The sequence below is a fragment of the Dyella acidisoli genome (assembly GCF_030160295.1).
GTDB lineage: Bacteria > Pseudomonadota > Gammaproteobacteria > Xanthomonadales > Rhodanobacteraceae > Dyella_B > Dyella_B acidisoli.
Genome location: NZ_BSOB01000016.1, coordinates 31,773 through 55,901, shown reverse-complemented (window position 1 = coordinate 55,901; position 24,129 = coordinate 31,773). Strand labels below are relative to the sequence as shown.

General features: G+C 59.1%; 19 protein-coding genes and 1 pseudogene. 11 read left to right on the top strand and 9 right to left on the bottom strand.

What is annotated here, in order from left to right; all coding sequences use genetic code 11:
- The first annotated feature begins 46 nt into the window (after window positions 1–46).
- Window positions 47–970 (top strand): DMT family transporter, encoded by a 924-nt coding sequence (locus QQJ86_RS09210; RefSeq protein ID WP_284320637.1) that lies wholly within the window; start codon window positions 47–49, stop codon window positions 968–970.
- Window positions 971–1,006: 36 nt separating this feature from the next.
- Window positions 1,007–1,696, top strand: coding sequence for a glutathione S-transferase family protein (locus QQJ86_RS09205; RefSeq protein WP_284320636.1), 690 nt, complete (start codon window positions 1,007–1,009; stop codon window positions 1,694–1,696).
- A 150-nt stretch (window positions 1,697–1,846) separates the two neighbouring features.
- Here the strand turns inward: QQJ86_RS09205 and ubiE are convergent, their stop codons facing one another.
- A complete protein-coding gene (gene ubiE, locus QQJ86_RS09200; protein WP_284320635.1) occupies window positions 1,847–2,596 on the bottom strand; it encodes a bifunctional demethylmenaquinone methyltransferase/2-methoxy-6-polyprenyl-1,4-benzoquinol methylase UbiE in 750 nt (249 codons plus the stop codon).
- 125 nt (window positions 2,597–2,721) lie between these two features.
- Between ubiE and QQJ86_RS09195 the strand changes: the two genes are divergently transcribed.
- The 4 genes from QQJ86_RS09195 to QQJ86_RS09180 are packed head-to-tail and all read left to right on the top strand — an operon-like array spanning window position 2,722 to window position 5,803.
- On the top strand, window positions 2,722–3,258 hold the full coding sequence (locus QQJ86_RS09195) for a DsrE family protein (protein ID WP_284320634.1): 537 nt from the start codon (window positions 2,722–2,724) through the stop codon (window positions 3,256–3,258).
- Between the two features lie 12 nt (window positions 3,259–3,270).
- Window positions 3,271–4,221: a substrate-binding domain-containing protein gene (locus tag QQJ86_RS09190; RefSeq protein WP_284320633.1), complete on the top strand. Its 951-nt coding sequence runs from the start codon at window positions 3,271–3,273 to the stop codon at window positions 4,219–4,221.
- A complete protein-coding gene (locus QQJ86_RS09185) occupies window positions 4,218–4,880 on the top strand; it encodes a c-type cytochrome (protein ID WP_284320632.1) in 663 nt (220 codons plus the stop codon). Before QQJ86_RS09190 ends, QQJ86_RS09185 begins: the two co-directional genes overlap by 4 nt.
- Window positions 4,877–5,803 carry a c-type cytochrome gene (locus tag QQJ86_RS09180; protein WP_284320631.1) on the top strand — a complete coding sequence of 309 codons (927 nt, stop codon included), beginning with the start codon at window positions 4,877–4,879 and terminating at the stop codon, window positions 5,801–5,803. The genes QQJ86_RS09185 and QQJ86_RS09180 overlap by 4 nt, the downstream gene beginning before the upstream one ends.
- 119 nt (window positions 5,804–5,922) lie before the next feature.
- On the opposite strand, the gene QQJ86_RS09175 is transcribed toward QQJ86_RS09180, so the two are convergent.
- Window positions 5,923–6,135: a hypothetical protein gene (locus QQJ86_RS09175; protein ID WP_284320630.1), complete on the bottom strand. Its 213-nt coding sequence runs from the start codon at window positions 6,133–6,135 to the stop codon at window positions 5,923–5,925.
- 339 nt (window positions 6,136–6,474) lie between these two features.
- Window positions 6,475–6,822 (bottom strand): annotated as a pseudogene (locus QQJ86_RS09170) (glycerol-3-phosphate 1-O-acyltransferase PlsB); the annotation flags it as partial.
- Between the two features lie 512 nt (window positions 6,823–7,334).
- Here QQJ86_RS09170 and QQJ86_RS09165 point away from each other — a divergent pair.
- Window positions 7,335–10,379 (top strand): S8 family serine peptidase, encoded by a 3,045-nt coding sequence (locus tag QQJ86_RS09165; protein WP_284320629.1) that lies wholly within the window; start codon window positions 7,335–7,337, stop codon window positions 10,377–10,379.
- Window positions 10,380–10,430: 51 nt separating this feature from the next.
- On the opposite strand, the gene plsB is transcribed toward QQJ86_RS09165, so the two are convergent.
- The 3 genes from plsB to QQJ86_RS09150 all read right to left on the bottom strand — a co-directional run bounded on the left by plsB (window position 10,431) and on the right by QQJ86_RS09150 (window position 15,416).
- Window positions 10,431–13,088, bottom strand: a complete 2,658-nt coding sequence (gene plsB, locus QQJ86_RS09160) for a glycerol-3-phosphate 1-O-acyltransferase PlsB (protein WP_284320690.1) — start codon at window positions 13,086–13,088, stop codon at window positions 10,431–10,433.
- A 33-nt stretch (window positions 13,089–13,121) separates the two neighbouring features.
- Window positions 13,122–14,099: a hypothetical protein gene (locus QQJ86_RS09155; RefSeq protein ID WP_284320628.1), complete on the bottom strand. Its 978-nt coding sequence runs from the start codon at window positions 14,097–14,099 to the stop codon at window positions 13,122–13,124.
- 423 nt (window positions 14,100–14,522) lie between these two features.
- Entirely contained in the window at window positions 14,523–15,416 is an 894-nt protein-coding gene (locus tag QQJ86_RS09150) for a 5'-nucleotidase, lipoprotein e(P4) family (protein WP_284320627.1), read from the bottom strand.
- 83 nt (window positions 15,417–15,499) lie between these two features.
- Here QQJ86_RS09150 and QQJ86_RS09145 point away from each other — a divergent pair, with 83 nt between their 5' ends.
- The gene (locus QQJ86_RS09145; protein ID WP_423372968.1) at window positions 15,500–16,528 is read left to right on the top strand and encodes an AI-2E family transporter; all 1,029 of its coding nucleotides are present in this window, start codon (window positions 15,500–15,502) and stop codon (window positions 16,526–16,528) included.
- A gap of 454 nt (window positions 16,529–16,982) precedes the next feature.
- Window positions 16,983–18,836, top strand: coding sequence for a PKD domain-containing protein (locus QQJ86_RS09140; protein ID WP_284320625.1), 1,854 nt, complete (start codon window positions 16,983–16,985; stop codon window positions 18,834–18,836).
- An 87-nt stretch (window positions 18,837–18,923) separates the two neighbouring features.
- Here the strand turns inward: QQJ86_RS09140 and bluB are convergent, their stop codons facing one another.
- Entirely contained in the window at window positions 18,924–19,619 is a 696-nt protein-coding gene (gene bluB, locus QQJ86_RS09135) for a 5,6-dimethylbenzimidazole synthase (protein ID WP_284320624.1), read from the bottom strand.
- A 9-nt stretch (window positions 19,620–19,628) separates the two neighbouring features.
- Window positions 19,629–21,611: a UvrD-helicase domain-containing protein gene (locus QQJ86_RS09130; protein ID WP_284320623.1), complete on the bottom strand. Its 1,983-nt coding sequence runs from the start codon at window positions 21,609–21,611 to the stop codon at window positions 19,629–19,631.
- Between the two features lie 143 nt (window positions 21,612–21,754).
- Between QQJ86_RS09130 and QQJ86_RS09125 the strand changes: the two genes are divergently transcribed.
- Together QQJ86_RS09125 and QQJ86_RS09120 are read left to right on the top strand one after the other, a co-directional pair.
- On the top strand, window positions 21,755–22,387 hold the full coding sequence (locus QQJ86_RS09125; RefSeq protein WP_284320622.1) for a thymidine kinase: 633 nt from the start codon (window positions 21,755–21,757) through the stop codon (window positions 22,385–22,387).
- A gap of 29 nt (window positions 22,388–22,416) precedes the next feature.
- Window positions 22,417–23,193 (top strand): hypothetical protein, encoded by a 777-nt coding sequence (locus QQJ86_RS09120; RefSeq protein WP_284320621.1) that lies wholly within the window; start codon window positions 22,417–22,419, stop codon window positions 23,191–23,193.
- 107 nt (window positions 23,194–23,300) lie between these two features.
- On the opposite strand, the gene mutM is transcribed toward QQJ86_RS09120, so the two are convergent.
- Window positions 23,301–24,128, bottom strand: a complete 828-nt coding sequence (gene mutM, locus QQJ86_RS09115) for a bifunctional DNA-formamidopyrimidine glycosylase/DNA-(apurinic or apyrimidinic site) lyase (RefSeq protein WP_284320620.1) — start codon at window positions 24,126–24,128, stop codon at window positions 23,301–23,303.
- Window position 24,129 lies beyond the last annotated feature (1 nt).

The following is a 24,129-nucleotide window of genomic DNA, read 5'->3' as shown; positions in this document are numbered from 1 at the left end:
CTCAAGACTAGGATTTCAACTATTCCTGCCCCCAACGGGATCGACCATGGATACCTCTGAACGCCTTGATGGGCGTGCGCTTACCTATATTGCTATTGCTCTACTGACCTGGTCATCCGCCTATGCGGCCATCGCGTATGCACTGGCTTCGTTCACGCCGGGCGAAGTGGCGCTAGCACGGCTCGCCATCGGTGCGCTGTGTTTCGTAATGTTGCTTTTGGCCAGGCGTTCGCCGCTGCCGCGGCGTAGCGATTGGCTGCAGCTCGCCGTGCTGGGCGTGATCGGCCTTACCGTTTACCACCTGTGCCTCAACTACGCGGAAACACGCATCGCCAGCGGTACGGCGTCGATCCTGATCTCCCTGGTGCCGGCCGTAACCGCCGCGCTGTCCGCATTCTGGATTGGCGAACGCATCAGCCTGCGCAGCGCAATCGGCCTGGGTGTGGCGTTGTTCGGCGTGGTGCTGGTGGTGCTCACCAGCGGCAAGGAAGTGCGCTTCCAGCCGATGGCTGCACTGGTGCTGGTGAGCGTGCTTGCCTCGGCGATTTTTTTCGTGGGACAGAAGCCGCTGTTCGTGCGCAATGACATGATCGGCGTTACTACATTTGCTTTCATCGCCGGCACGCTGGGTGCAGCGCCGTTCGGTCTTGGGCTGCCGCACGCTTTGGTGGTAGCGCCGTGGTCGCACATCGCCGCGCTGGTGTGGCTGGGTATTGCACCGACTTTCGTGGGCTATCTCACCTGGAACGCAGCGTTGCGGCGCGCATCGGCTTCGCAGGTATCCAGCTTCATCTACTTCTCGCCGCCGATCGCGGTGTTGATCGGCTGGGTATGGCTGGGCGAGCAGCCGGGCTGGTTGACCTTGGTCGGCGGCGCGATCACGGTGGGTGGTGTGGCCCTGGCCAACACGAAGCGGCGTGTACCGGCAAGGACGGTGTCTGCCGAGACGGTTGCGGCAAAAGAGTGTTGAATTCGACAAGCACATCGAACGCAAAGAGGGATGCGCATGTATACGCTCTACATTGCCAACAAGAATTACTCTTCCTGGTCGCTGCGTCCGTGGGTGCTGCTGACGGAACTGGGTATTCCGTTTGAGGAAAAGCTGACGCCGTTTCAGGGCGGCACGTCATCGAGCTGGGATGCGTTCCGCGAGTTTTCGCCTACCGGCAAAGTGCCATGCCTGCACGATGGCGATACGGTGGTATGGGACTCGTTGTCGATCGCCGAATATCTGGCGGAGCATCATGCTGCCGTATGGCCGGCCGATGCACGCACCCGAGCATGGGCGCGCAGTGTCGCGGCGGAAATGCATTCGAGTTTTCAGGAACTGCGTTCGCAATGTCCCATGAATTGCGGTATTCGCTTGCAATTGCACACGATTTCACCGGCGCTGTCGCGGGATATCGCACGCGTGCAGGAGCTTTGGCACGAAGGATTGAAACGCTTCGGCGGCCCTTATCTAGCCGGCACTGCTTTCACGGCAGTGGACGCGTTCTATGCGCCAGTCGTGTTCCGTCTGCAGAGCTACCACCTTCCCATCGATGAGACCTCGCAAGCGTATGTGCAGCGCATGCTGGCTTTGCCGTCCATGCGTCGTTGGTACGACGCTGCCTTGAAAGAAACCTGGCGCGATCCTGATCACGAAGAAGAAACGCTGCGTCAGGGCAGCTTGCTGCAGGATCTGCGCGCGGCGTGATGCTGCGCTTCTCGCTCGCCCATGTCGCGAGGCGACTAGCGAAATCTTCGCTTTTCTAGAACAACCGAAGCTCGAATGCGTTTCTGCATATGCCCAATCGTGGCGAGAACATGTTGCTGGTGGGCATCACGTTCTAACGTCGATGCAAGCTCAGAGCTTGTAAGCGCGATGAATCGCCACGATCCCGTTGCTGAGGTTGCGCACTTCAACACGCTCGAAACCCGCGCGCTCCATCATGGCTTTGAGCGTTTCCTGATCCGGATGCTTGCGGATCGATTCGGCCAGGTATTGGTAGCTGTCCGCGTCACTGGCGAACAACCTTCCCAGCTTCGGCAGCACCTGGAACGAATGGAAATCGTAGAGCTTGCTGAACAGCTCGTTGCGCACCTTGGAAAACTCCAGCACCAGCGCGCGACCGCCCGGCTTGAGCACGCGGCAGATGTCCGCCAGTGCCTTGTCCTTGTCGGTCACGTTGCGCAGGCCGAAGGCCATGGTCACAGCGTCGAAGCTGTTGTCAGGAAAGGGCAGTGCTTCGGCATTCAATTGCGTCCAGCGCAGGCCGCCGACCAGTCCACGATCGGTGAGCCGGTCGCGGCCCACGTTGAGCATGGCTGCATTGATATCACCCACGATCACTTCGCCACTCTCGCCCACGACCGGCTTGATCAGCGCCGCGATGTCGCCGGTGCCGCCAGCAAGGTCCAGTACGCGGTCGCCGCGGCGGATGCCGCTGATGGCCACGAAATGGCGCTTCCATAGGCGATGGATGCCGAACGACATCAGGTCGTTCATCAGGTCGTAGTTGTGGGCGACCGAGGTAAATACCTGGCCGACCAGCTTTTGCTTCTCCGTGACCGGCACGTCGCGGAAACCGAAATGGGTGGTGGGCTGCTCGCTCATGCGCGAATGGTACAGGATGACGCGCGACGATAAAGCTGGCTTATCCGTCATATAGGCAACATGCAGTGGTCTGATGGCCTCGGCCGGCGTAGCCTTGCGGCCAACTTCCGCAAAGGGGCTGGGGCATGAAACGTTCGATTCCGTTTTTCTGTATCGTCGGTCTGCTTGGTTGCGCTGCTGCTGTGCAAAGTGCGCCGACGCAACCGATCACCGCGGCTGGCAATTACCATCCGCTGCCCAAGGCGGCCTATCAGCCCGATCCGGCAGCGACCTACAAAGTGGTGTTTTCGTTGACCAAGGCCAGCGATAAGCCCGACCAGATCAACCCCGCGCTGGAGCGTGTGGCGCGCACGGTCAACCTCTACGCATCCGCTGGCGTGCCGCTGGATCATCTCAAGTTTGTTGCAGTGGCCTATGGGCAAGCCACACCGCTGGTGCTCGACGACGAGCATTACAAGGCGCAATTTGGCGTGGCCAATCCCAACCTTCCGGTGATTGCGCAATTGCGCAAGGCCGGCATCGACGTCGCGGTGTGCGGGCAGGCGATGGCTGAGCATCACTATGCGAACGAATGGGCGTCGAAAGATGTGACGCTCAGCTTGGCCGCGCTCACCACCATCACCGAGCTGCAGCAGCAGGGTTACGCCCTGATGCCGTTGTAAGAAGGATCGATCATGTTGCTAGCTTGGAAACGTTGCCGGCGATGCGTGTCGCTGGCTGCTCTGCTGGCTGTCGCTTGCGGCGTGGTGAACGCCGCTCAGCAGGATTATCTGCCGCCGTGGAATCCGCCGCCGGCGGGAGGCGTCTCCTTTTCGGTGCCGCCATTTGATGCGATTGCGGATCTGCATGGCGATATCGTCGATCCGCAGCTCACTGTGTTCTTCGCTGGCAACCAGTTCATGGTGGTGCACGATCTGGTGGAAGCGTTCAAACAACGCTATCCGCAGTACCAGCGTGTGTTCGTCGAGACGCTTCCACCGGGCATCCTTGCCAAGCAGATTGAGACAGGTTCACTGGTGATGGGCAATCTGCGCGTTGCCTTGAAGCCGGATATCTTCACCAACGGCAAGAGCTCCATCGCGGAGTTGCAGAAGCAGCGTGGCTGGTTTGCCGATACGGTCGACTACGCGCGCAATCCGCTGGCGATCATGGTGGCGAAGGGCAATCCCAAACACGTCGAAGGCTTGAAGGATCTCGGTCGTGCCGACGTGCGCGTGAGCATGCCCAATCCGCAGTGGGAAGGCATTGCCAAGCAGATCGAGGCAAGTTATCGCAAAGCGGGCGGTGACGCGCTGGATCACGCGATCATGGATGGCAAAGTGAAGGATGGCAGCACTTATCTCACGCGCATCCATCACCGCGAATCGCCCTTGCGCGTATTGCAAGGCGAGTCCGACGCCGCGCCGGTGTGGTCGACCGAAGCGTATTTCCAGCAGCAGATTCTGCATCGCCCGGTGGAAACGATCGCGATACCGGCGGAACAGAACGTCACCGCAACCTATACCGCAGCGCGCATGAAGGATGCGCCGCACGAGCAGGCGGCCAAGGACTTCCTCGCCTTTATGGCTACTGCCGACGCACAGGAGATCTATCGCAAGTACGGCTTCCAGCCGGCGCAACCATGAACTCGTTGCGCTTGGTTTTGCTTGCATGCTGCGTGCTGATCGCAAAGAGCGCTTTGGCAGGTACACCGGACGGTGCCACGATCGCACAGCAAGGAAACGGCCACGGCGCGGCGCCGTGCATGGCGTGTCACGGTGCCGATGGTGGCGGGCAGGCAGCGGCGGGCTTTCCGCGCCTTGCAGGATTACCGCAGGCGTATTTGCGCAAGCAATTGGAAGATTTCGCCAACGGCTCCCGCAGCAACGCCACCATGCAACCCGTCGTGATGAGCTTGACCGATGCGGAGCGTGATGCGGTGGCGGAGTATTACAGCAAGTTGCCTGTGCCGTCGGCGCCACCTGTAAAGACACCGGATGGTGAAGCCGCGCACGTTGCGCAAACACTGGCCACACGTGGACGTTGGCCGAACGGCTTGCCTGCGTGCGAACAATGCCATGGTCCCAGCGGCGGCGGCGTAGGTGATCACTTTCCGCCGTTGGCCGGGCAATCGGTGCTCTATATCAGCAATGCGTTGCATGCATGGAAGCAGGGTGCGCGACACAACGATCCGCTGCAACTGATGCAAACCGTCACGAGCAAGCTGAGCGAGGCAGATATCGCGGCGATCAGTGCGTGGTATGCAGCGCAGCCTGCTTCGACGGTGAAGGAGGCGCAGCCATGAAGCCGTCACCATGGATGATGATAGGAGCGTTGTTCCTGCTCGCCGCATGCAATCAAAAGGCGCAGCAAGCCGCACCATCGGTAGCGAATGAACCCGCCGCCGCGGCAACATCGCCGAAGCACGCGAGCGGTTTCGAGCCACCTGCAGATTCCTCGATTCCGAGCGACGACTTCGGCAAACAGATCGCGCTAGGTCGACAGATCTTCATCGACACGGGCCGCTACGCCAAGGGCTACGTCGGCAATCAACTAAGTTGCGAGAACTGCCATCTTGATGCGGGCCGCCTTGCGCAATCCGCACCACTGTGGGGCGCGTATCCCATGTATCCCGCTTACCGCAGCAAGAATCATCACGTGAATACGTTCGCCGAACGCCTGCAGGGCTGCTTCCAGTACAGCATGAACGGCAAGGCGCCACCGCTTGGTGATGACGTGCTGGTCGCGTTGGAGGCGTACGCGTATTGGATGTCCAAAGGCGAATCGATCGGCGTCGCGCCTCTCGGTCATGGCTATCCGAAATTGCCAAAGCCCGCGCAGGCTCCAGATTACGCGCGTGGCGAATCCGTCTTCAAGCGCGACTGCGCGCTGTGCCACGGCGACAATGGCCAAGGCCAGCAAGCAGCCGGCCGTACTGTTTTTCCTCCGCTATGGGGGCCGCAATCCTTCAACTGGGGCGCCGGCATGGAACGACTCGACAACGCTGCCGGTTTCATCAAGGCCAACATGCCCTTGAGTCGTGGCAATACGCTGACCGATCAGGATGCGTGGGACGTGGCGTACTTCATGAATGGTCACGAGCGTCCGCAGGATCCGCGTTTCCATGGCTCCATCGAGGAAACCCGCAAGGCGTATCACGACACGCCAGATTCATTGTATGGCGCGACGGTCAATGGAAAGACGCTAGGCGAGGGTGTCCTGAAATAACAACGCCCATGGAATTCTGAAGGCTGCAGACTATGAACTGCTGCAGCGCCCTCTGCAGATGAAGGCGATAAACCATGTGCAGAGGGCGGTTGACGCGGTGATATGCGGATTTGGCGCCTCTATTGGACCCAGTACATTTTGTGATTTTGCAGTTTCAATGTGACTGGCTCGTTTGGTGACAATTTGATGTGTTCTTTTTCTTCAATCGTTGTCTTCAGAATGGTTTCGACCTGCCGAACAAGTTCATTGTTCGCAGGGAGTTCCTTGGTTTTCTCGGCCATTTTCATGTCTCCGGTTGATACGGCTTGGCTTTCGAAGACGAGCCACGACATGTACATGCCATCACTGTGGTCCGACAGTGCAACTACGCAACATCTTTAGCTCCAGAGTAGGTGCTGACGAGCACCAGCTCAGGTTTCTCTATGCCGCTCTCGTCGCCATCTCGGTTTTTCCGGACCATCCGCTTCGTTCGTGCGAAGCGGATGTTGAGGCTTACAAACGCGCAGTAAAGCTGGCGTATAAGCGCCGTGAGATGTTTTTACCTGTTTAGAAGAGTCGGCTACATATCCCTCGTGCAGTTCCTCGCTGGTGTTCAAGGGCTCAGTTGAGACAGGCGTCTGTTCGGATGCTGTGGTCGTATGTTCGATTTCGGTCACCGCGCGTGGCGTTTCTTATTGTTCGCTGCGCGTGGTCTTCAGAATGGAGTGGCGCATTTCGCGTGCGAGGATCACGCGTACGTCGCGCGCCATATCTTCCAGTGCGGTATCAGAGTCGAGTTTGCCGTTGGTGTCGATCCACACAATGCGGCGTTCGCGCAGTTTCTGGATGAAGCCGCGGAACAGAGCTTTGTCGAAGAATTTCGGTGCCAGCGGTTCGCTGAGCAGGCTCAGGCGCTGGGCAGTTTGCGTGCAGACCTTTTCCAGTTCGAAAGCGATGTTGGTGTGCGGGCCACTTTTCACCACTGCGGCGATGGCAATGTAGTAGCACTCGGACGCCCGGATCAGACTGTGTGCAACTATCATTCGCAAATTCATGCGAGACACAAAGACTCATGGTCACCTTGTCGGGACGACCGGTCTATGCTCTGCAATCCAAAAATGTCGTAGCATGCCGTGTGAAACAGGGGCTTTAGCCGATGCGCAAGCGTCGCGCTGCGTCAAGGGGACCAAGCGGTGCATCAACGCCGCTCGCATTTGATCAAACCGCCAGCACGCTGTGCTGTTGGCGATGATGGATGACTCTTAGCGAAGGCTTCTGGAAAGTGGGCAGATGACTACATGTCGCTGTCTTCATTCCAACTCAGGGGCGATGGATCGATGACAAATCCGAATGTTTACGCAGGTCAGCTGGAACATGCTTTCTTAAGGCTGACATTGCCTTTCTCGTCGTTTCCTCCGAATCCGAAAGCAGCCCGGCGCATTCCTCTGCGCTGATCTAAAGCTGCGCCTTTCTCTTTGTACCGACACCGAAGTCGCATGCGTCAGCGTGTACCCACGCGGCGTGCATTTACCCCAGGCAGGGAGCGATCGTCATGAGCTTCAACCGTCACAACGTACTGGCTTTTTCCGTTGCAATCGCCTTGGCGGCCTCATTGACCGCATGCGGAGGCGGCGGTGGCGGCAATGGAAACGTGCGTCCATCAACGGCATCACCGGTGCCTACGCCAACGCCGGCTCCGACGCCCACACCAACCCCCACTCCGACTCCTACACCGACGCCAGCTCCCGCTCCAGCGCCAACACCCGCGCCGACGCCAGCCCCAACTCCCTCGCCAGGGCCGGCACCAACGACGCTGACCGGCAGCCCCACGCCACTGCCCACGCCTGCCATTCCTTTGTACACCCCGCTGCGTGCGCAGCTCGACCCAGAGAACGTCCCGCTCGCCTGGGTGAATGCACAAAGTGTGACCGGCAACCAAGGGCAAGGAGTGAAAGTTGGAATCCTGGATAGCGGTGCGCAGGCGACTAACTCCGCACTGGTCAATCGCATCAGCTGGTTCAAGGATTATGTCGATCCCAGCAACACCACGCCGCAGGATACGGATGGTCATGGAACCCTGATGGCGGAAATCATCGGCGGTACGGCGAATGCCAATGGCTCAGGTGGCAATCCTTTCTATGGCGGCGTGGCGCCGCAATCATCGCTGTACATCGCCAGGGTCGGTGATAGTACGGGCAATGTCAGTATCAGCCTCATTCCGCAGGCGCTGGCCGATCTGACTGCGCAAGGTGTCAAGCTGATCAACAACTCCTACGGCAGCAGCACATCCATCACTGCGGTCGGTGCATCGGATCCGCAGGTGACTGGGAGGTACGCGATTTTTCAATCAACCGCCACCAATGGTCAGTTGATGGTATGGGCGGCGGGCAATCAAGGCATGTCGCAACCTAGTATTGAAGCGGGATTGCCGTATTACGAACCAAGTCTGCAAAAGAATTGGCTCGCTGTGGTGAACGTTGCATTGAATGCAAGCGGCCAGGTAACGGGGCTCGATACGGCAGCTACGTCCAATGCGTGCGGCGTTGCTGCGCCATGGTGCTTGGCAGCGCCTGGATACATTTATGTTTCCCCTGTAGCCAATACAGGGTTCAAGACTGGCGCAGGAGATGGCACGTCAGGATCGGCGGCAGTCGTGAGCGGTGTTGCAGCATTGGTTTGGCAGGCTTTTCCGTTTTTTACCCCTACAAATGTGCAGGAAACGTTGCTAGGTACAGCCACTAACCTGGGCAGTCCTGATTACTACGGCTACGGCTTGGTGAATGCCCAGGCGGCAGTTAACGGCCCGGGGCAGCTCAATTGGGGCGTGTTCGATGTCAATATCCCAGCCAACCAGTTGGCGATTTTTTCCAACAATCTGAGCGGCAGTGGCTCGCTGCAGTTGGATGGTGCTGGAAATCTTACTTTGAGCGGGCAGAACAACATCAGCGGCATCGTCGTAAATGGAGGTTCGCTTTACGTAAGCACTGGTACCACTACTTCGGCCGGAAACACCATTGTCAATGGTGGTTACCTTGTTGTCGATGGTGTTCTGAATTCAAACGTTACCGTCAACCAGCAAGGGCAACTGTTTACGGTTGATGCCGGGAATGCCATCAACGGCAACGTTGTAAATAGCGGCATGGTTGCTACGTCGAGCGTCGCCGGATTGCAGATCAACGGCAACTACACCGTGGTTCCTGCGCAGGCTAACGGGCCAGTGACCAATACGATGATAACAGTGGGTGATCCCTTGAAAATTTCAGGGGTGGCTACGTTGAACAAGTCATCCCTCATCGTTGATGTACCCAGTGGCTACACGCCACAGACCCAGGAGCTGGTGCTGCAGGCGAACGGTGGCGTGCTGGGCACATTTGGGTCGCTTGGTGTCAGTGGCAGCGTCTATACCAGTGGCACACTCTCTTACACCACTACACAGATAGATGTGAGCCTCAGTCAGGCGTCGGTTGCCGCGGTTGCACAGGCTGCCATGCCCGCAGTAGCAACTACGCAGCAAACTGCGCAGCACATTCAAACGGCGTTGCTGCAGGCCAATCAATGGGCAGTGACCGATCCCTCGTCGCACCAGACATTTCTTGATGCAGCGGGTGATTTTCTACATGTCAGTTCTTTTGCGCAGGCCGCAGCTTCGATCAACAGCCTTTCAGGCCAGTTGCTGGCTTCATCTCAAGGTTTGACCTTCCAGCAGGCTGGCATCGTCAACCGCACGGTGGCCGATCGCCTTGCTGATCTCGGCGAGGATCATTCAACCCAAGGCGCATGGTTTCAGGGAACAGGTGCAGATGGCGACATCGCCCGGTCGGGCTATGCCACGGGTAGCTATAGCGGTGGTGGGTCCGTTGCCGGTTACGACGTCAAGCTGGCGGAGCATTTCGCGCTGGGACTTGGCCTGGATTGGGATCGTCTGAGTTCGCGATACTCCATGCAGGGCGGCAACAATACTTCGCGCGGCACGGGCGTGATGCTGTATGCCAAGTACGACATGGGTAATGCCTATCTGTCGGGTCGCATCGGTGAGGATTGGATTCACACTGACACGAGCCGCTGGGGAGTGTTGGGTACTGTGCCGGCGGCGATCAACAGCTCGCGCAACGACAAGATGACGTCGGCTTATCTGGAAATGGGTTATGACGCGAAGTCGAATGCGTGGACCACTACACCGTTCGTGTCCGCGGGAGATGAATATTTGCGCCGTGGCGCCATTGCGGAGCAAGGTGCTGGTGGCTTCGGTATCGCTGCGGCGAGCCACGACTTCAACCAGAGCTATGCGCAAGTCGGTGCACGCCTGGGTTATCGCTGGAATTGGGGTACGGGCCAGGTCGCGCTAAAGGGATTTGCCTTGTACCAGCGGTTGCTCAGCGGGCGTAATCTTGGATTCACCGCGGCCTATGCAGGTGCACCGAACGCGACGTTCGAACTGGAAGGCGTGAACTCGCCACGGAACAGCGGTTGGATCGGCGCGGGCCTGAACGCCGTGTTGAACAATCAGTGGTCGTGGTTCGTCAATCTGGATGGTCAGATTGCGGGTGGCGGAACCAAGGCGGCGGTATTCAGTGCTGGCGCAAGGTATCGCTTCTGATCACGTCATGGTTGCGCACGAATAGCAGAATTCGTGCGCAACCAAAGAGGGTTAATCTTTATCGTGCTCCACCGGCATGTGCTCATGCTCGCGGTGCTCGGCGATCACATGCCGCTCATGCAACTCTTCGCCGGTATTCATAGGTTCGGATGACGCCGATGCAGGCGCCTGCGTAGCGGGAGCTTGCTCCGCTTCCGAAGTGGTGCGAAGTGTTTCTTTCTCTTCGCTGCCCGTGATCTTCAGAATGGAATGACGCATTTCACGTGCGAGGATCACGCGTGCGTCGCGCACCATGTCTTCCAGTCCACTGTCGTAGTCGAGCTTGCCGTCGGTGTCGGTCCACACAATGCGGCGCTCGCGCAGTTTCTGGATGAAGCCGCGGAACAGGGCTTTGTCGAAGAATTCCGGTGCCAGTGGTTCGCTGAGCAGGCTCAGGCGCTGGGCGGTAAGGGTGCACACGGTTTCCAGTTCGGAGGCGGTGATGGTGTGCGGGCCGTTTTTCACCAGTGCGGCGATGGCAATGTAGTAGCGTTCGAATGCTTGGATCAGGCTGCGTGCGATTGTCTTCAATTGATAAGCCGCGTCGTCCTGGCCAGGTCCGCGTTCGAGCACGCGGCCTTCACCGACGGCTTCCAGTAGGCCGCGGCGCACGAAGAAATCGATGGTGGCTTGCAATTGCACGCCGAAACCTTCGGCGTCCCAGGGGAGGAACAGCTCGCCCTGGATGAAGGGATAGATGATGCGGCCTAGACGCAGCACGGAAGCGCGTGACATGCGGCGATTGTTGAGGAAGCAGCAGGCCACCCATGCGGCGGCAGCCGTAAGGTGCAATACGTTGTTGCGGAAATAACTCAGCAGTACGGCAGGTTCGCCTTCTACCGTCAGCACGTCGCCGAGCGGATGACGTACGCGCGTGATCCAACCCATCTGTTCGCCGTAGGCGAGGATCGCGTCCGGCGCCAGCGGCGTGAGTGTCATGCGATCGGAATATGGCAGTTCTTCGAGCAGTGCCTTCAAGAGATCCAGCTGCGCCAGCAGATCGTTTTCCGCCATCGCGTGTTTGGGCGTGGACAGCAGCGCCAGAGCTAGCAGGTTGATCGGATTGACGTCCGCTGCACGGTTGATGTTGATCTGGATTTTTTCCGCAAGCTGATCGACCACACCGCTCAGCCATTCCGGTTTGACGCTCGGATCGGCAGTGGTTTCGCGCCATTGGCTGCTGGCGGCATCGAGCAGCGGCGTCAATTCGATCGGCTCGCCGAAGTTCAGTGAGACGTGGCCGTAACGCTGGCGCAACACGCCCAGGCCGCGGAGCAGCCCGATCAGGGATTCCTTCTCCTTCGGCTTGCCGGAAAGCTCGCCGATGTAGCTCTTGCCTTCCATCAGCTTTTCGTAGCCGATGTACACGGGCTGGAACAGCACGGGACGGCGCGGCGCGCGCAGGAAGGCGCGCACGGTCATCACCAGCATGCCGGCGCGTGGTGCGAGCAGGCGGCCGGTGCGGGAGCGTCCACCTTCGATGAAGTATTCGATCGGCACGCCGCGGTCGATCAGCTGCGCGACGTATTCGTTGAACACCACCGAATACAGCGCATTGCCTTTGAAGCTGCGGCGCAGGAAGAACGCGCCGCCGCGACGAAGAATCGGGCCGATCAGCGGCAGGTTGAGATTCACGCCGGCGGCGATGTGCGGTACCACTACGCCGGACGCGTTCAACTGATAGGACAGCAGCAGGTAATCCGCATGGCTGCGATGGCTGGGTACGTACACCACTTCGTAACCCGGCGCGGCGGCGCGGGCCTTGTCGAAGTGATGCATGGTGATGCCATCGTAGAGCTTGTTCCAGAAATTGCGCAGCAGGAACGAAGCCGAGCGGACTACGGGGTGCGAATAATCCGCAGCGATCTCCATCATCATCTTATGCGCGCGTTCCCACGCTTTCGCATAGCTGATGTTTTCCTTGGCAGCGGTGGAGGTGATCGCGGCGCGCACGGGTTCGGCGTTGAGCACGGCGTCGACCACGGTGCGTCGGTGCGAAAGATCGGGGCCGATCACTGCCGCGCGGATGCGACGGAAGTGCGTGCGCATCACGCGCGCCATCTTGCGCGCGAAGCGCTCCGGCTGTACGTCTTCTTCTTCTTTCAGCACCGTGCGCAGCGATACCGGCGCGGAGAAATGCACTACCGTGTCGCGGCCATTGAGCAGCAGCGCGAGCATGCGGCGGAAACGGCCGACCATCACCCAGTTTTCCGAAAACAGCACGCTGAACCAGCCGGACTCGCGCGTGGGCGCGCGGCCGACATAGATCGATACCGGCACGATCTGGATGTCGCGATCCGGGAAGCCCTCCAGCGCGCGCACCAGTTGGCCGAACGGTTCGTTTGGCGAACGCTTGCGATTGCGGCCGAACAGCCAGCCGTCGCGACGTGCGAGCGCGAACACCGAACGGCGGCGACGAGTGAATGGCAACGGTTGCATCGGACTGGGCAAGCCGGCCTCGCGGCAGGCACGATCCAGGATCAGCGCGTCGGAAAAGCCGTCACGCTCGATCGCGTAGCAAACGGGCGCATCGCCCTGCAGCAGCAAGCTGGCAGGTTCGGCTGGATCGCGGCGAATGCGTACCCAGGGTTCAAGCAGGTGCCCGGCGAGGTTGAACCACCAGGGGGCGCGGCTGCGGTAGGTTGATTCCGCGGTCGTCATAGTCGGCATCTGCATAGTTTAGCGTTCGGCCTTACACCCGGCTCAGGGCTTGGCGGCCAGCGTCGTGCCGGTGGAGGCATTGCTGGCCGGTGGCTGCATGCTCCCCGACAGTGCCGGCGCTGTACTGCTGCCAGCAGGCGCAGGCGGATGCATGAGCTGTTCGTGTTGCGCGCGTTCGCTGTCGAGCAGGTCCTGGCTATACCAGCGGCCATCGACCAGCACGAGTTGCGAGTCGCTGCTCAGTGGCTTGCCGAGCAAGGTGTAGTCGATCTTCACATGGGCGTGGCCATGATCGATGCCGACGGTGCTGACTTTTACCGAGTCCAGTGTGTCGTCGACGGAAAGACCGTAGATCACCAGCAACTGCTTGATACCCTGGTACGCGGTGGCGTACTTCTTCATCGCAGTGTCGAAATCCATGCTTTGCAATTGATCCGGTGTTTTCAGGTCGAGCTGACGCGCGCTGGTCACCACTACGCCGACGGCTTGCTTGGCTTTGTCCTGGTCGAACCAAGGCGTCTGCTGAGCCCACGGCAGCATGACGTTGAGAGCGTCGCGCATCTGCTGCTTCTGGTTCTCCGTCATCGTCTTGTTCTGTGCGATGCCGGTGGTGAGGATGGCCTGGCCGATGCCGATCATCACCGGCAACTGATCGTGGTACTGCTGCTCCATCTGCGTCAGCTTGGGCTTGAGCTGGTCATACAGCGTGGTTTCCGCATTGGGCGCGGTGAGCTGCTTGACGGCCTGGGCGAAGCGGGCGCGATCTTCATCGGTGATCGGCCGTTGATCGGGGCGCGGGTGCGTCCAGTCGGTGCGCAGGTTGGCGTAGTCGGCCGGGGGCAGGGCGTGCTTCCAGAAGCCATCGAAATCACCGGCCTTGATCAGGGTCACAGATTGCTGCACGGCCGCTTCCGGCGTGGCGCCGCCCGGTGCTGCGGTGGCTTCTTCTTTGTTGTGACAGGCGGCCAGCACGAGCAGCGCCAGAAAAGGCAGGCAATGCCTAAACATTTGAAAACGCATGGAATCTCTCACGTGGGAGGGGCGGTAGCATGCCATCCAGGCAGGGCAAAAAGGCGGCGCCATACGGCGGGGCGCGGTGCATCTTAGAGCCTGTCTAGGGGTTTCGCGTAGCCCGCGCCGGCCCTGTTTGCCCGCAAGCCAAGGAGGAACGAGGGCGCATATGTCGATACGTAACCGAGTGAGGACGCGGGGTTGCGGGCAAACAGAGCCGGCGCGGGCCACGCGAAACCCCTAGACAGGCTCTCAAAAAAACCCAAAAGAAAACCCCGCGGGCGTTGGGCCTCGCAGGGTCATGCCGGCATCGCCGGAAGGGAAATGGCCTTGCCCGCAGATATTTGGAGGTCAGCAGGGTTGGCGAGCTCATGATAAAGCCCTTCTCAACTTCAAGCAATACTTTAAGTAAGATCAAGTAAGTGATTGAAATTATTCAATCCGTAGAGCTTGGATCTTCTGTTGGTGGCGCTGATCGCGCGGCATGCTCCACTCGTTGTTGAACAGAGCCGGCTCCCATGAACCATAGGTGGGATTGGGGAGCACGAACCAGCGGGTGCCGATCCAGTCTTTATAGGGTGCCATAGCTTGAGCCCGGCCGGTGGCCGTGTTCGCGAACACGGTGACGAAATCCCCGAGCTGGTCGCCGAACTGCATCAGTACACGATAGTGCTGGCCGACAAGTTGACGGCGGCAGTTCTTCTCAGTGCCCACTTGATCGCAGCCAGGCAGCAAGGTGCCAAGGCCGAGGAAAGCATCGGGACTGGATACAGGTAAGCCCACCTTGCGTAGATTGCTGAGTGTGGCGGCATCCAGATCCTGCGCGCGATTGGAAATGTAGATCACTGCAATGCCGTGCTTGGCTGCAAACTGCGTGAACGCCACAGCACCGGGCATGGCGCGTGCACGCTCTTCCTTGCACCACGCAGCCCAGTCGGCTTCGTTGAACTCACCGCCCTTGCGGATCAAGCGTGCCTGGTAGGGTGAGTTGTCGAGCACGGTCTCATCGATGTCCAGGATCACAGCAGGCTTCAGGTTCTTGTACGGCGTGACGCGATCCTCGCTAGGCAAGGCATCCCAGTTCTTGTCTTTCAGTGCCATCAGCAATTGCGATTGCGCGCTGCGAAAGGTTTCCTGATAGATCAAGTCGTGTTCGAGCGCGGTCTGCGTCCAGGCGACAGCGTTGAGGTTGTCGTCGGCAGAAACGGTAGCTGCTGGTGCCGCTGCGGTTGCAGTCGAAGCGGGAGCAGCCGAATGCGGCGCCTGGCTGGCGCAACCACAAAGCAGGAGCAACGTGCCCAACAGAACGGGCAGGGACTTGATCATGAAACACCGTGGATAGAGAAACGGGATCGCAGAGGATTACGCAAGTTTATGACAGACTTGCACGTATTACGCCCTACCCATGGATCGCGCCTGTGTACGCAGCCCTTCCTTCCACCCGCGGCATTCGCATCGCCAGTTACGTGTTGACCACCTTGGCGTTGTTGCTGGTGCTATGGCTGCATCTGCTGCCGGCAATGCTTGCGGGCCTGCTCGTGTACGAACTGGTGCATGCCATGACGCCGCTGCTCGGTCGGCGCATTTCCGGTGAGCGTGCGCGCTTGGTTGTGGTGACCGTGCTTGGCGTGATCGTGGTAGGTCTGTTGACGTTGCTGATCGTGGCGTTGGTCGGCTTCTTCCGCAACGAGATCAGCAATCCCGCCGCGCTCTGGGAACAGCAACTGATGCCGCTGGTGGAAAAGGCGCGCGAGCAGTTACCGCAATCGCTCACCAATTGGCTGCCGGATAGCGTGGACGAACTGCGCGTGATGGCGCTTGATCTCACCCGCAAGCACGCGATGAGTCTGCAAAACGTGGGCAAGGAAACCGCGCGTGTGCTGGTGCACATCATTCTGGGATTGGTGCTTGGCGCGTTGGTGGCACTTAATCGGGCGCGCCCACCGCATCAGGTTGGTCCGTTGGCGGCGGCGCTGGGTGAGCGTTGCCATCATCTGGCGGCGGCGTTCCACAACATCGTGTTCGCGCAGATCAAGATTTCGCTGATCAACACCATAGCCACCGGCATCTTCCTGCTCGGCGTGCTGCCGCTGATGGACATCCATGTGCCGCTGGCGAAAACGCTGGTGGTGGTGACTTTTCTCGCCGGCTTGCTGCCGGTGATCGGCAACCTGATCTCCAACACCGCGGTGACGATTGCGGGTCTCTCGGTGTCGATCTGGGTGGCGGTGGCTTCGTTGGGTTTTCTTATCGTCATCCACAAGCTGGAGTACTTCCTCAATGCACGCATCATCGGCACGCAGATTCGCGCACGCGCGTGGGAGCTGCTGGTTGCGATGTTGGTGATGGAGGCGGCGTTCGGTTTGGCGGGTTTGGTTGCTGCACCGATCTATTACGCGTACTTGAAGCGCGAGCTGGAGCAGCAGCGTTTGATTTGAATTACCGAGACCTGCAGCTCACTTTGAAGTAGTGCTGGTTCTTTCTTGAAGGCGCGTAATTACACGACACGTAAGCTTGAAGAAAATATTACTTTATATTCGTGATAATGCCGTGAAAATGCTTTTTGAAAAGGTTTTCTCCATAGGAATTTTTCCTCTAGTCATTAAATATGATTGCAACTGAAAATGCCTTGAAGTAGGTTTTCGCGGTTCGTCATTTAGGGGTCATCTGACGAACGACTTTGTCAGGGAGATGGGCCGAAGACTTCGGCTTACGCGCAAGCATTCCTAACGTATGCCCGTAGGGAGTGGGAGGGGGCGGGTAACGCAAGGAATACGACAAAGCCTCGTTTTATAGATCTGGAGCGAAGACAAGCCCCCGCTTAAGCGGAAGTGCTGTGGCCTGGCGGCCGCAGAGCGGGTCCTTTTGTTCTCTATAATTTGAGGATACAAAATGTTCGGTCATATGAAATACGGTCTGCTCAAAACGGCAGCCGTTTCTAGCTTGTTTGCACTGGCCGCTGGTAGTGCTTTTGCGGCCGACAATACTGCCTCGCAAATCAGCAATCCTTATTCACCCGCTTATGGGCATTCCTATCGGCATGGTGTGGTACCGACGCGTGAAACACACGCGAAAATGAAGGCTTATTTGGCACAAATAGGAGCGGCGACTGGTCCGGAGACTTTATCTTTCGGTGGCGGTATCGATGGCATCGGCGTCACCAGTGGTACACCCAAGGTGTATCTGGTGTTCTATGGAAATCAGTGGGGCACCTCAAGCACCGACAGCAACGGCAATACGAACTTTTCCAATGACCCCAGCGGTGCGGCGCCCTACCTGCAACAGATGTTCAAAGGCCTGGGCACGGGTGGTGAATTATGGTCAGGCACGATGACGCAATATTGCGATGGTTCGTCGGTGGCATCGGGTGCAACGTCCTGCCCGTCAGGCGCACCGTTGATCGGTTATCCCACGGGTGGGGCACTTGCCGGCGTGTGGTACGACAACTCGCAAGCCTCACCTTCTGCGGCAACCGGTGCACAGCTTGCACAGGAAGCCATCAACGCCGCAGCGCATTTCGGCAACACTACCGCGGCATCCAACCGTTATGTGCAGTACGTGATCTTGTCGCCCACGGGTGCTGATCCCGATAACTACCAGACGGGTGGTTTCTGTGCTTGGCACGATTACAACGGCGATCAGGGTGTCAGCTCGCCCTATGGTGATATCGCATTCACCAACATGCCTTATGTGTCCGACCAGGGCAGCAGTTGCGGTGCAGGCTTCGTCAATCCTGGCAGCAACCTCGATGGTTTCTCCATCGTGAACGGCCATGAATACGCAGAAACGATCACGGATCAGAACCCGGCTGGTGGTTGGACCAACCACCAGAGCGGGAGTTACAACGGAGAGGAAAACGGCGATGAGTGCGCGTGGATCAGCTCGGGTCAAGGTGCATCGGCCAACGTGAGCATGGGCACAGGTTCCTTTGCGATGCAAAGTACCTGGTCCAATGACACCAACCAATGCGAAATCGCGCATCCTGTCGTGAGCGGTGGTGGCAGTGGTGGTGGCACGCCTACGGCCAACTTCAGCGTCGTGACCAGTGGTCTCACGGCGAACTTCACCGATAGTTCCACCGACAGCGGTGGCACGATCAACTCCTGGTCGTGGACCTTTGGCGATGGCGGTACGTCCACCACCCAGAGTCCGTCGCATGCCTATGCAGCAAGTGGCACGTACAGTGTGACTGAGACGGTAAAGGATAGCGTCAGCGGTAAGACCAGTTCGGCGACCAAGTCCGTCAGCGTTAGCAGCGGCGGTGGTAGTTCGCAATTGCTCGGCAATACCGGCTTCGAGACCGGTTCCGCCTCGCCCTGGTCGATGACTGCGGGCGTGCTTTGCAGCAATAGCAGCTGCTCTGGCGAAGTTGCGCACAGCGGCTCGTGGTTCGCATGGCTGGACGGCTACGGCACCACCCATACCGATACGGTCTCGCAGAAAGTAAGCATTCCGTCTGGCAAGACCAGCGCCACCTTGCAGTTCTATCTGCATATCGACACCGCTGAAACCACCACCACAGCAGCTCATGACACGTTGAAGGTGCAACTGCTCAATAGCAGCGGAACCGTGCTGGCCACGCTGGCAACGTTCTCCAACCTCAACGCGGCATCGGGTTACCAAGTACACAGCTATAACGTCGGCTCGTACATTGGCCAGACCGTGACCTTGAAGTTCACCGGTTCGGAAAATGCCTCGCTGCAGACGTCGTTTGTGTTGGATGACGTCACTTTGACGGTGCAGTAATCGACAAGTGCACCTCACCCCAGCGCTCTCTAGGTTGGGGTGAGGTGTCATCAAGTTGGGGATGAAGCCAACCTACAAAGGTTCGACTTACGGTTCGCGTATAGCGGCCATCAGTGCATGGTCATCGATGCTGCCATCCCACGTATTGGCGTGAAGCAATTGCTCCAGCGGCAAGCGTGAACGCCAGCCGGCAATTTCCAATTCCGGCTTGGGCAAGAATTCACTGACATAGCCAAGGCAAAGATAAGCCAGTGGATAGACCTGTGCAGGCAGCTTCAAGGTCTCGGCCAGCCGCGCCGGATCGACGATGCTCACCCAGCCCACGCCGATGCCTTCGGCACGCGCTGCCAGCCACAGGTTCTGCACGGCCAGGCAGGTGCTGAAGAGATCCGTCTCAAGCATCGTATGGCGGCCGAGTACGTGCGGGCCGCCGCGCTGGCGGTCACAGGTGATGCAGAGATTGATCGGGCTGTCGACGATACCTTCGAGCTTCAATCGACGGTATAGCGCTGCGCGTTCGTCTGAGTAATTTTGGGCCGCATCGGCGTTCGCATCATCGTAGAGCGCCTTCACCGCGCGCTTCACATCGATGCTGTCGATGACGATGAAATCCCAAGGCTGCATGAAGCCGACCGAAGGCGCGTGATGTGCCGCCTTGAGCAAGCGTGCCAGCACGTCCGGTGCAATGGGATCGGGCAGGAATTGAGAGCGTACGTCGCGACGCTCGTGAATGGCGCGATACAGGCCCGCGCGCTGCTCATCCGAAAAACTGTGATCGCTCATGACTGCAACTCAGTTGCCGGCCAGCATCGCGGCGATCTTCGCCATGTGCGATTCGGCGGTTTCACGCACCGCTTCCTTGTCGGCTTCCAGGTCTTTGCCTTCCCAATGCAAATCGTCCTGCGGCAGTTCGTGCAGGAAGCGGCTGGGTTGGTTGCTGTGGATTTCGCCATAGCGTTTCGTCTTGGACGACCACGACAGCGTCAGCAACTCCTTGGCGCGGGTAATGCCCACATACATCAGGCGGCGTTCTTCCTCCACGCGGCCTTCGTCGATTGCGGCGTCGTTCGGCAGCGTGCCTTCCTCACAGCCGACGATGAAAACAAAGCGGAACTCCAGCCCTTTTGCAGCGTGCATCGTCATCATGCGCAGTGCGTTGCCGGGTTCGTCGCGATCGGCATGCGTGAGCAAGGCCAACTGCGAGGCAAGATCGCCTGCGCTGTTGCCACCCTTTTGCATGGCGCGGAACCAGTCGGACAGCTCGCGCAGATTGCCTAGGCGGCGATCGCGCAGGGAGGCGTCCTGTGTGCCAGCCGCAATGTGTGCGGCGTATTGGGTGCGCGTCAGCACGCGATCGACCAGGTCTGCGGCGCTCTCGTGCAGCGAGGCGCTGCGCAGTTCATCCAGCAATCCTGAGAACGATGCCAGTGCTGCAGCAGGGCGCGGGCTCAATTGGCGTAGCACGCTGTCGCTGCGGGTGGCTTCGAGCAGCGAGCAGTGTTTCGTTTGTGCGATCTGCCCAAGTTTCTCCAGCGTGGTGGCGCCGATTTCCCGCTTGGGCACATTCACCACGCGCAGAAATGCGGCATCGTCGCTGGGATTGGTAAGCAGGCGCAGATAACAGAGCAGATCCTTCACTTCCGCGCGATCCAGGAAGGAAAGCGCACCGGTCAGGTGATACGGCACGCGTGCGAGGCGCAGCGCTTTTTCCAGCGGACGTGCCTGGAAGTTGCCACGGTACAGGATCGCCATATCATGCCAGCGCACCTTGTGCTTTTCCGCCAAGGTGGCGGCCATGCCGGCGATGCGTTCGGCCTCGTGCTCGGCTTCCTTGCATTCGATCACGCGGATCGGCGCACCTTCCGGATGCTCGCTCCACAGTTTCTTGGCGTGCAAATGCGGATTGTTGGCGATCAGCTGATTGGCTGCACGCAGAATGCGTCGACCGCAGCGATAGTTCTGCTCCAGCTTGATGACCCGAAGGCTGGGCCAATCTTTGCCGAGCTGCTCGATGTTCTCCGGATTCGCACCGCGCCAAGCATAGATGGACTGATCATCGTCACCCACGCACGTGAAGCTGCCGCGATCACCAGCGAGCACTTTCAGCAGGCGATATTGCGCATCATTGGTGTCCTGGTATTCGTCTACAAGCAGATAGCGCAGGCGCTCGCGCCATGTATCGCGGCATTCCTGGTCGCTTTCGAGAATGCGCAGCGGCAAGCGAATCAAATCATCGAAATCTACCGCGTTGAAGGCGGTCAGGCGCTGCTGGTAAAGCTCATAGATGGTGGCCGCTTCCAGCTCGCGCGGGCTGCGTGCGGCGGCCAGCGCTTCTTCGGGAGACAGTCCGCTGTTCTTGGCGCGGCTGAGCAGGTTGCGCAGGCCGAACAGCACATCTGGCTTGACGCCCTTGGGTGCAAGTTCCTTGACGATGTTCTCGCTGTCGTCGGCGTCCAGCACGGAGAAGCCGCGGCGCATACCGGCGCGCGCATGTTCCATCTGCAGAAATTTCAGGCCCAACGCATGAAACGTGCACACGGTCAGCGCCTGAGCATCTTCAGCACTCACCAACTTGCTCACGCGTTCGCGCATCTCGCGCGCGGCTTTGTTGGTGAAGGTGATCGCAGCGATGCGTGACGCTGCCAATTTACGGCGCTGCACCAAGTGCGCGATCTTCTGCGTAATGACGGAGGTTTTTCCAGAGCCGGCGCCTGCGAGCACCAGCAGCGGGCTGTCGACGTGTTCGACAGCGGCCAGTTGTTGGGGGTTGAGCATGCGTCGGTCGAATCGGTCAGCTGGGTGCAGCGCGAAGACCGATCCTAGCAAACCAGGCGCCGCTGGAGCAGGCTTGAAACCAATCCGTCACGGTGGCAGCCAGCCGGGTTACCATTCGCCATTCCGCAAGCCCGCCGATCCGCATGGCCAAGCTCTACTTCTATTATTCGTCGATGAACGCCGGCAAGACCACCAACTTGCTGCAGAGCGCGTACAACTATTACGAGCGGGGCATGCGCACCCTGATTCTTACCCCTGCGCTGGACAATCGCTACGGCGAGGGCGTGGTGGCTTCGCGCATTGGCTTGCGTTCGCAGGCGCAGCGTTTTACGGCGCACACTGACCTGTTGGCCTCGGTGCGAGGGGATATCGCTGCATATGGCGATCTGCACTGCGTGTTCGTGGACGAGGCGCAGTTTCTCAGCAAGGCGCAGGTGTGGCAGCTCACTGACGTGGTCGATGAGCTCAACATTCCCGTGCTGGCTTACGGCCTGCGCACGGATTTTCGCGGCGAACTGTTCGAAGGCAGCTGCTATCTGCTGGCCTGGGCCGACAGCTTGGAAGAAATCAAAACCATCTGCCATACCGGCCGCAAGGCCACCATGGTGGTGCGCGTAGACGAGCAAGGGCGAGCGATTACCGAAGGGCCGCAAGTTGAGATCGGCGGCAACGAACGTTATGTCTCGGTGAGCCGTGCCGAGTTCAAGAAGATCACGCGCGGACAAGGCCGTATCGAGCTAAAACAGCCCTCCTTGCCGCTGGAAGAGAAACCCTGATCCGGGCTGGCAACATAAAAGGAACAATCATGAGCAATCCGGTCATCTATTTCCCGGCCTGGCAGCGTCCGCATTGGCAGTCCAGCGATGAAGAAATCGTCCTGCAGTTCTACGTATTCGGCAATTTCCAGCCCACCCGCGTACCTTCCGCGGTTTATGGCAGCGATGGTTTGCCGGAAGAAGTACAACTCAGCAGCCATCATCATCATGTGTTGCGCGATTGGGAAGGCTATCCGCTGAAAGGTCCCCTGGGCGAGCTGTTCAAGAACGATTCGCCGGAAGCCTACGAAGAAGCCATGGCAGCACCGCAGGTGCTGGTGGTGCACGGACGCTTCAAGGATCAAGGCGATACCGGCTATCTGCGTGACACGCTTGGCGTGTTAGCGGGCCTGCTCGACATCGGCGGCGTGGCGATTCTTGATCCGCAGATTCTTACCTTGTTCGATGCAGCGGAGTGGCGCGATCGTTATCTGGTCAAGGACGGCGCACCGTTGCGCAACCACGTACTGATTCTGCGCGATGAAGACGAAGCAGGCCGCTATTGGGTGCACACGCGCGGTTTGCGCAAGTTCGGCCGCCCGGACATTAGTCTGCGCAATGTGCCGGAAAGCGAAACGGATCGTGCGGGTGCGCTATGCCAGCGGTTGATCGAGCTGGAGGCGTTGGGTGCGCGTTTCGTCGATGGGCAGGCGCTGGATGTCGACGGTATCTTCGGTGGCCTGACTGCGGAATTAGGTGGTGGATTCGACGATCCGCAATTCAACAATACTTACGTTGAGTTCTACTGGCCAGGGATGGATAAGTAACCATATGGTCGTCATTCCCGCGGAAGCGGGAATCCATCTTCGCTTTTTTACACCAGAGCAAAATGGATTCCCGCTTTCGCGGGAATGACGGACATCTGGGGATTACATCACTTCTGGCACTTCGGACACCAAAACGTCGATCGCTGCCCGATCACTTGCTGTCGTATCGCCGTGCCACACACCTTGCACGGCTCGCCTTCGCGTCCGTACACAAACAGCTCGCGAAAAAAATAACCCGGTGCACCATCCGGATTGAGAAAATCGCGCAATGTCGTGCCGCCGCGCTCGATCGCCCAGGCAAGAATGCGCTTCACCTCACCGGCAAGCCGTTGATAGCGCGCGCGTGAGACGGTACCGGCAGGTCGGCGCGGATCGATGCCGGCAGCAAACAGCGCCTCGCTGGCGTAGATATTGCCTACGCCCACCACGATCGCGTTGTCCATCAGGAACAGCTTCACCGCAGCCTTGCGGTGAAGCGAGCGCTGCCATAGCAAGTCGCCATCGAAAGCATCGGTGAGCGGCTCAGGGCCAAGGTCTACGAGTAATTCGTGCGTGGTGCCAGGCGCTTGCCATAACAAGCAACCGAAGCGGCGTGGATCGGTAAAACGAAGGATGCGTGGGCGTTCGCCTTGCAGCGGCTCCAGGCTGATATCGACGTGATCGTGGATGCCGGGTGGCACATCCGGCGGCAACACGCGCAGCACGCCAGTCATCCCCAGATGTAGCAAAGCGCTGCCGGCATGCGTGTGCAACAACAGATATTTGGCGCGGCGCTCAACTTCGTCGATGCGCTGTCCGGGCAACAGTTCCGTGATCTCGCGCGGAATCGGCCAGCGCAAATCCGTGCGCCGCAAGATAACGTTCGCAACGCGGCGGCCAATCAGATGGGGTGCGATGCCGCGTCGAGTGGTTTCGACTTCGGGCAGTTCGGGCATA

What these genes read in the sequence shown, in the direction of transcription:
- QQJ86_RS09130 (WP_284320623.1), bottom strand. Translation starts at nt 21,611, where the DNA reads ATGCTCAACCCCCAACAACTGGCCGCTGTCGAACACGTCGACAGCCCG.
- mutM (WP_284320620.1), bottom strand. Translation starts at nt 24,128, where the DNA reads ATGCCCGAACTGCCCGAAGTCGAAACCACTCGACGCGGCATCGCACCC.
- QQJ86_RS09185 (WP_284320632.1), top strand. Translation starts at nt 4,218, where the DNA reads ATGAACTCGTTGCGCTTGGTTTTGCTTGCATGCTGCGTGCTGATCGCA.
- QQJ86_RS09195 (WP_284320634.1), top strand. Translation starts at nt 2,722, where the DNA reads ATGAAACGTTCGATTCCGTTTTTCTGTATCGTCGGTCTGCTTGGTTGC.
- QQJ86_RS09155 (WP_284320628.1), bottom strand. Translation starts at nt 14,099, where the DNA reads ATGCGTTTTCAAATGTTTAGGCATTGCCTGCCTTTTCTGGCGCTGCTC.
- QQJ86_RS09180 (WP_284320631.1), top strand. Translation starts at nt 4,877, where the DNA reads ATGAAGCCGTCACCATGGATGATGATAGGAGCGTTGTTCCTGCTCGCC.
- ubiE (WP_284320635.1), bottom strand. Translation starts at nt 2,596, where the DNA reads ATGAGCGAGCAGCCCACCACCCATTTCGGTTTCCGCGACGTGCCGGTC.
- QQJ86_RS09165 (WP_284320629.1), top strand. Translation starts at nt 7,335, where the DNA reads ATGAGCTTCAACCGTCACAACGTACTGGCTTTTTCCGTTGCAATCGCC.
- plsB (WP_284320690.1), bottom strand. Translation starts at nt 13,088, where the DNA reads ATGCCGACTATGACGACCGCGGAATCAACCTACCGCAGCCGCGCCCCC.
- QQJ86_RS09175 (WP_284320630.1), bottom strand. Translation starts at nt 6,135, where the DNA reads ATGTCGTGGCTCGTCTTCGAAAGCCAAGCCGTATCAACCGGAGACATG.
- QQJ86_RS09150 (WP_284320627.1), bottom strand. Translation starts at nt 15,416, where the DNA reads ATGATCAAGTCCCTGCCCGTTCTGTTGGGCACGTTGCTCCTGCTTTGT.
- QQJ86_RS09120 (WP_284320621.1), top strand. Translation starts at nt 22,417, where the DNA reads ATGAGCAATCCGGTCATCTATTTCCCGGCCTGGCAGCGTCCGCATTGG.
- QQJ86_RS09140 (WP_284320625.1), top strand. Translation starts at nt 16,983, where the DNA reads ATGTTCGGTCATATGAAATACGGTCTGCTCAAAACGGCAGCCGTTTCT.
- QQJ86_RS09205 (WP_284320636.1), top strand. Translation starts at nt 1,007, where the DNA reads ATGTATACGCTCTACATTGCCAACAAGAATTACTCTTCCTGGTCGCTG.
- QQJ86_RS09210 (WP_284320637.1), top strand. Translation starts at nt 47, where the DNA reads ATGGATACCTCTGAACGCCTTGATGGGCGTGCGCTTACCTATATTGCT.
- QQJ86_RS09125 (WP_284320622.1), top strand. Translation starts at nt 21,755, where the DNA reads ATGGCCAAGCTCTACTTCTATTATTCGTCGATGAACGCCGGCAAGACC.
- QQJ86_RS09190 (WP_284320633.1), top strand. Translation starts at nt 3,271, where the DNA reads ATGTTGCTAGCTTGGAAACGTTGCCGGCGATGCGTGTCGCTGGCTGCT.
- bluB (WP_284320624.1), bottom strand. Translation starts at nt 19,619, where the DNA reads ATGAGCGATCACAGTTTTTCGGATGAGCAGCGCGCGGGCCTGTATCGC.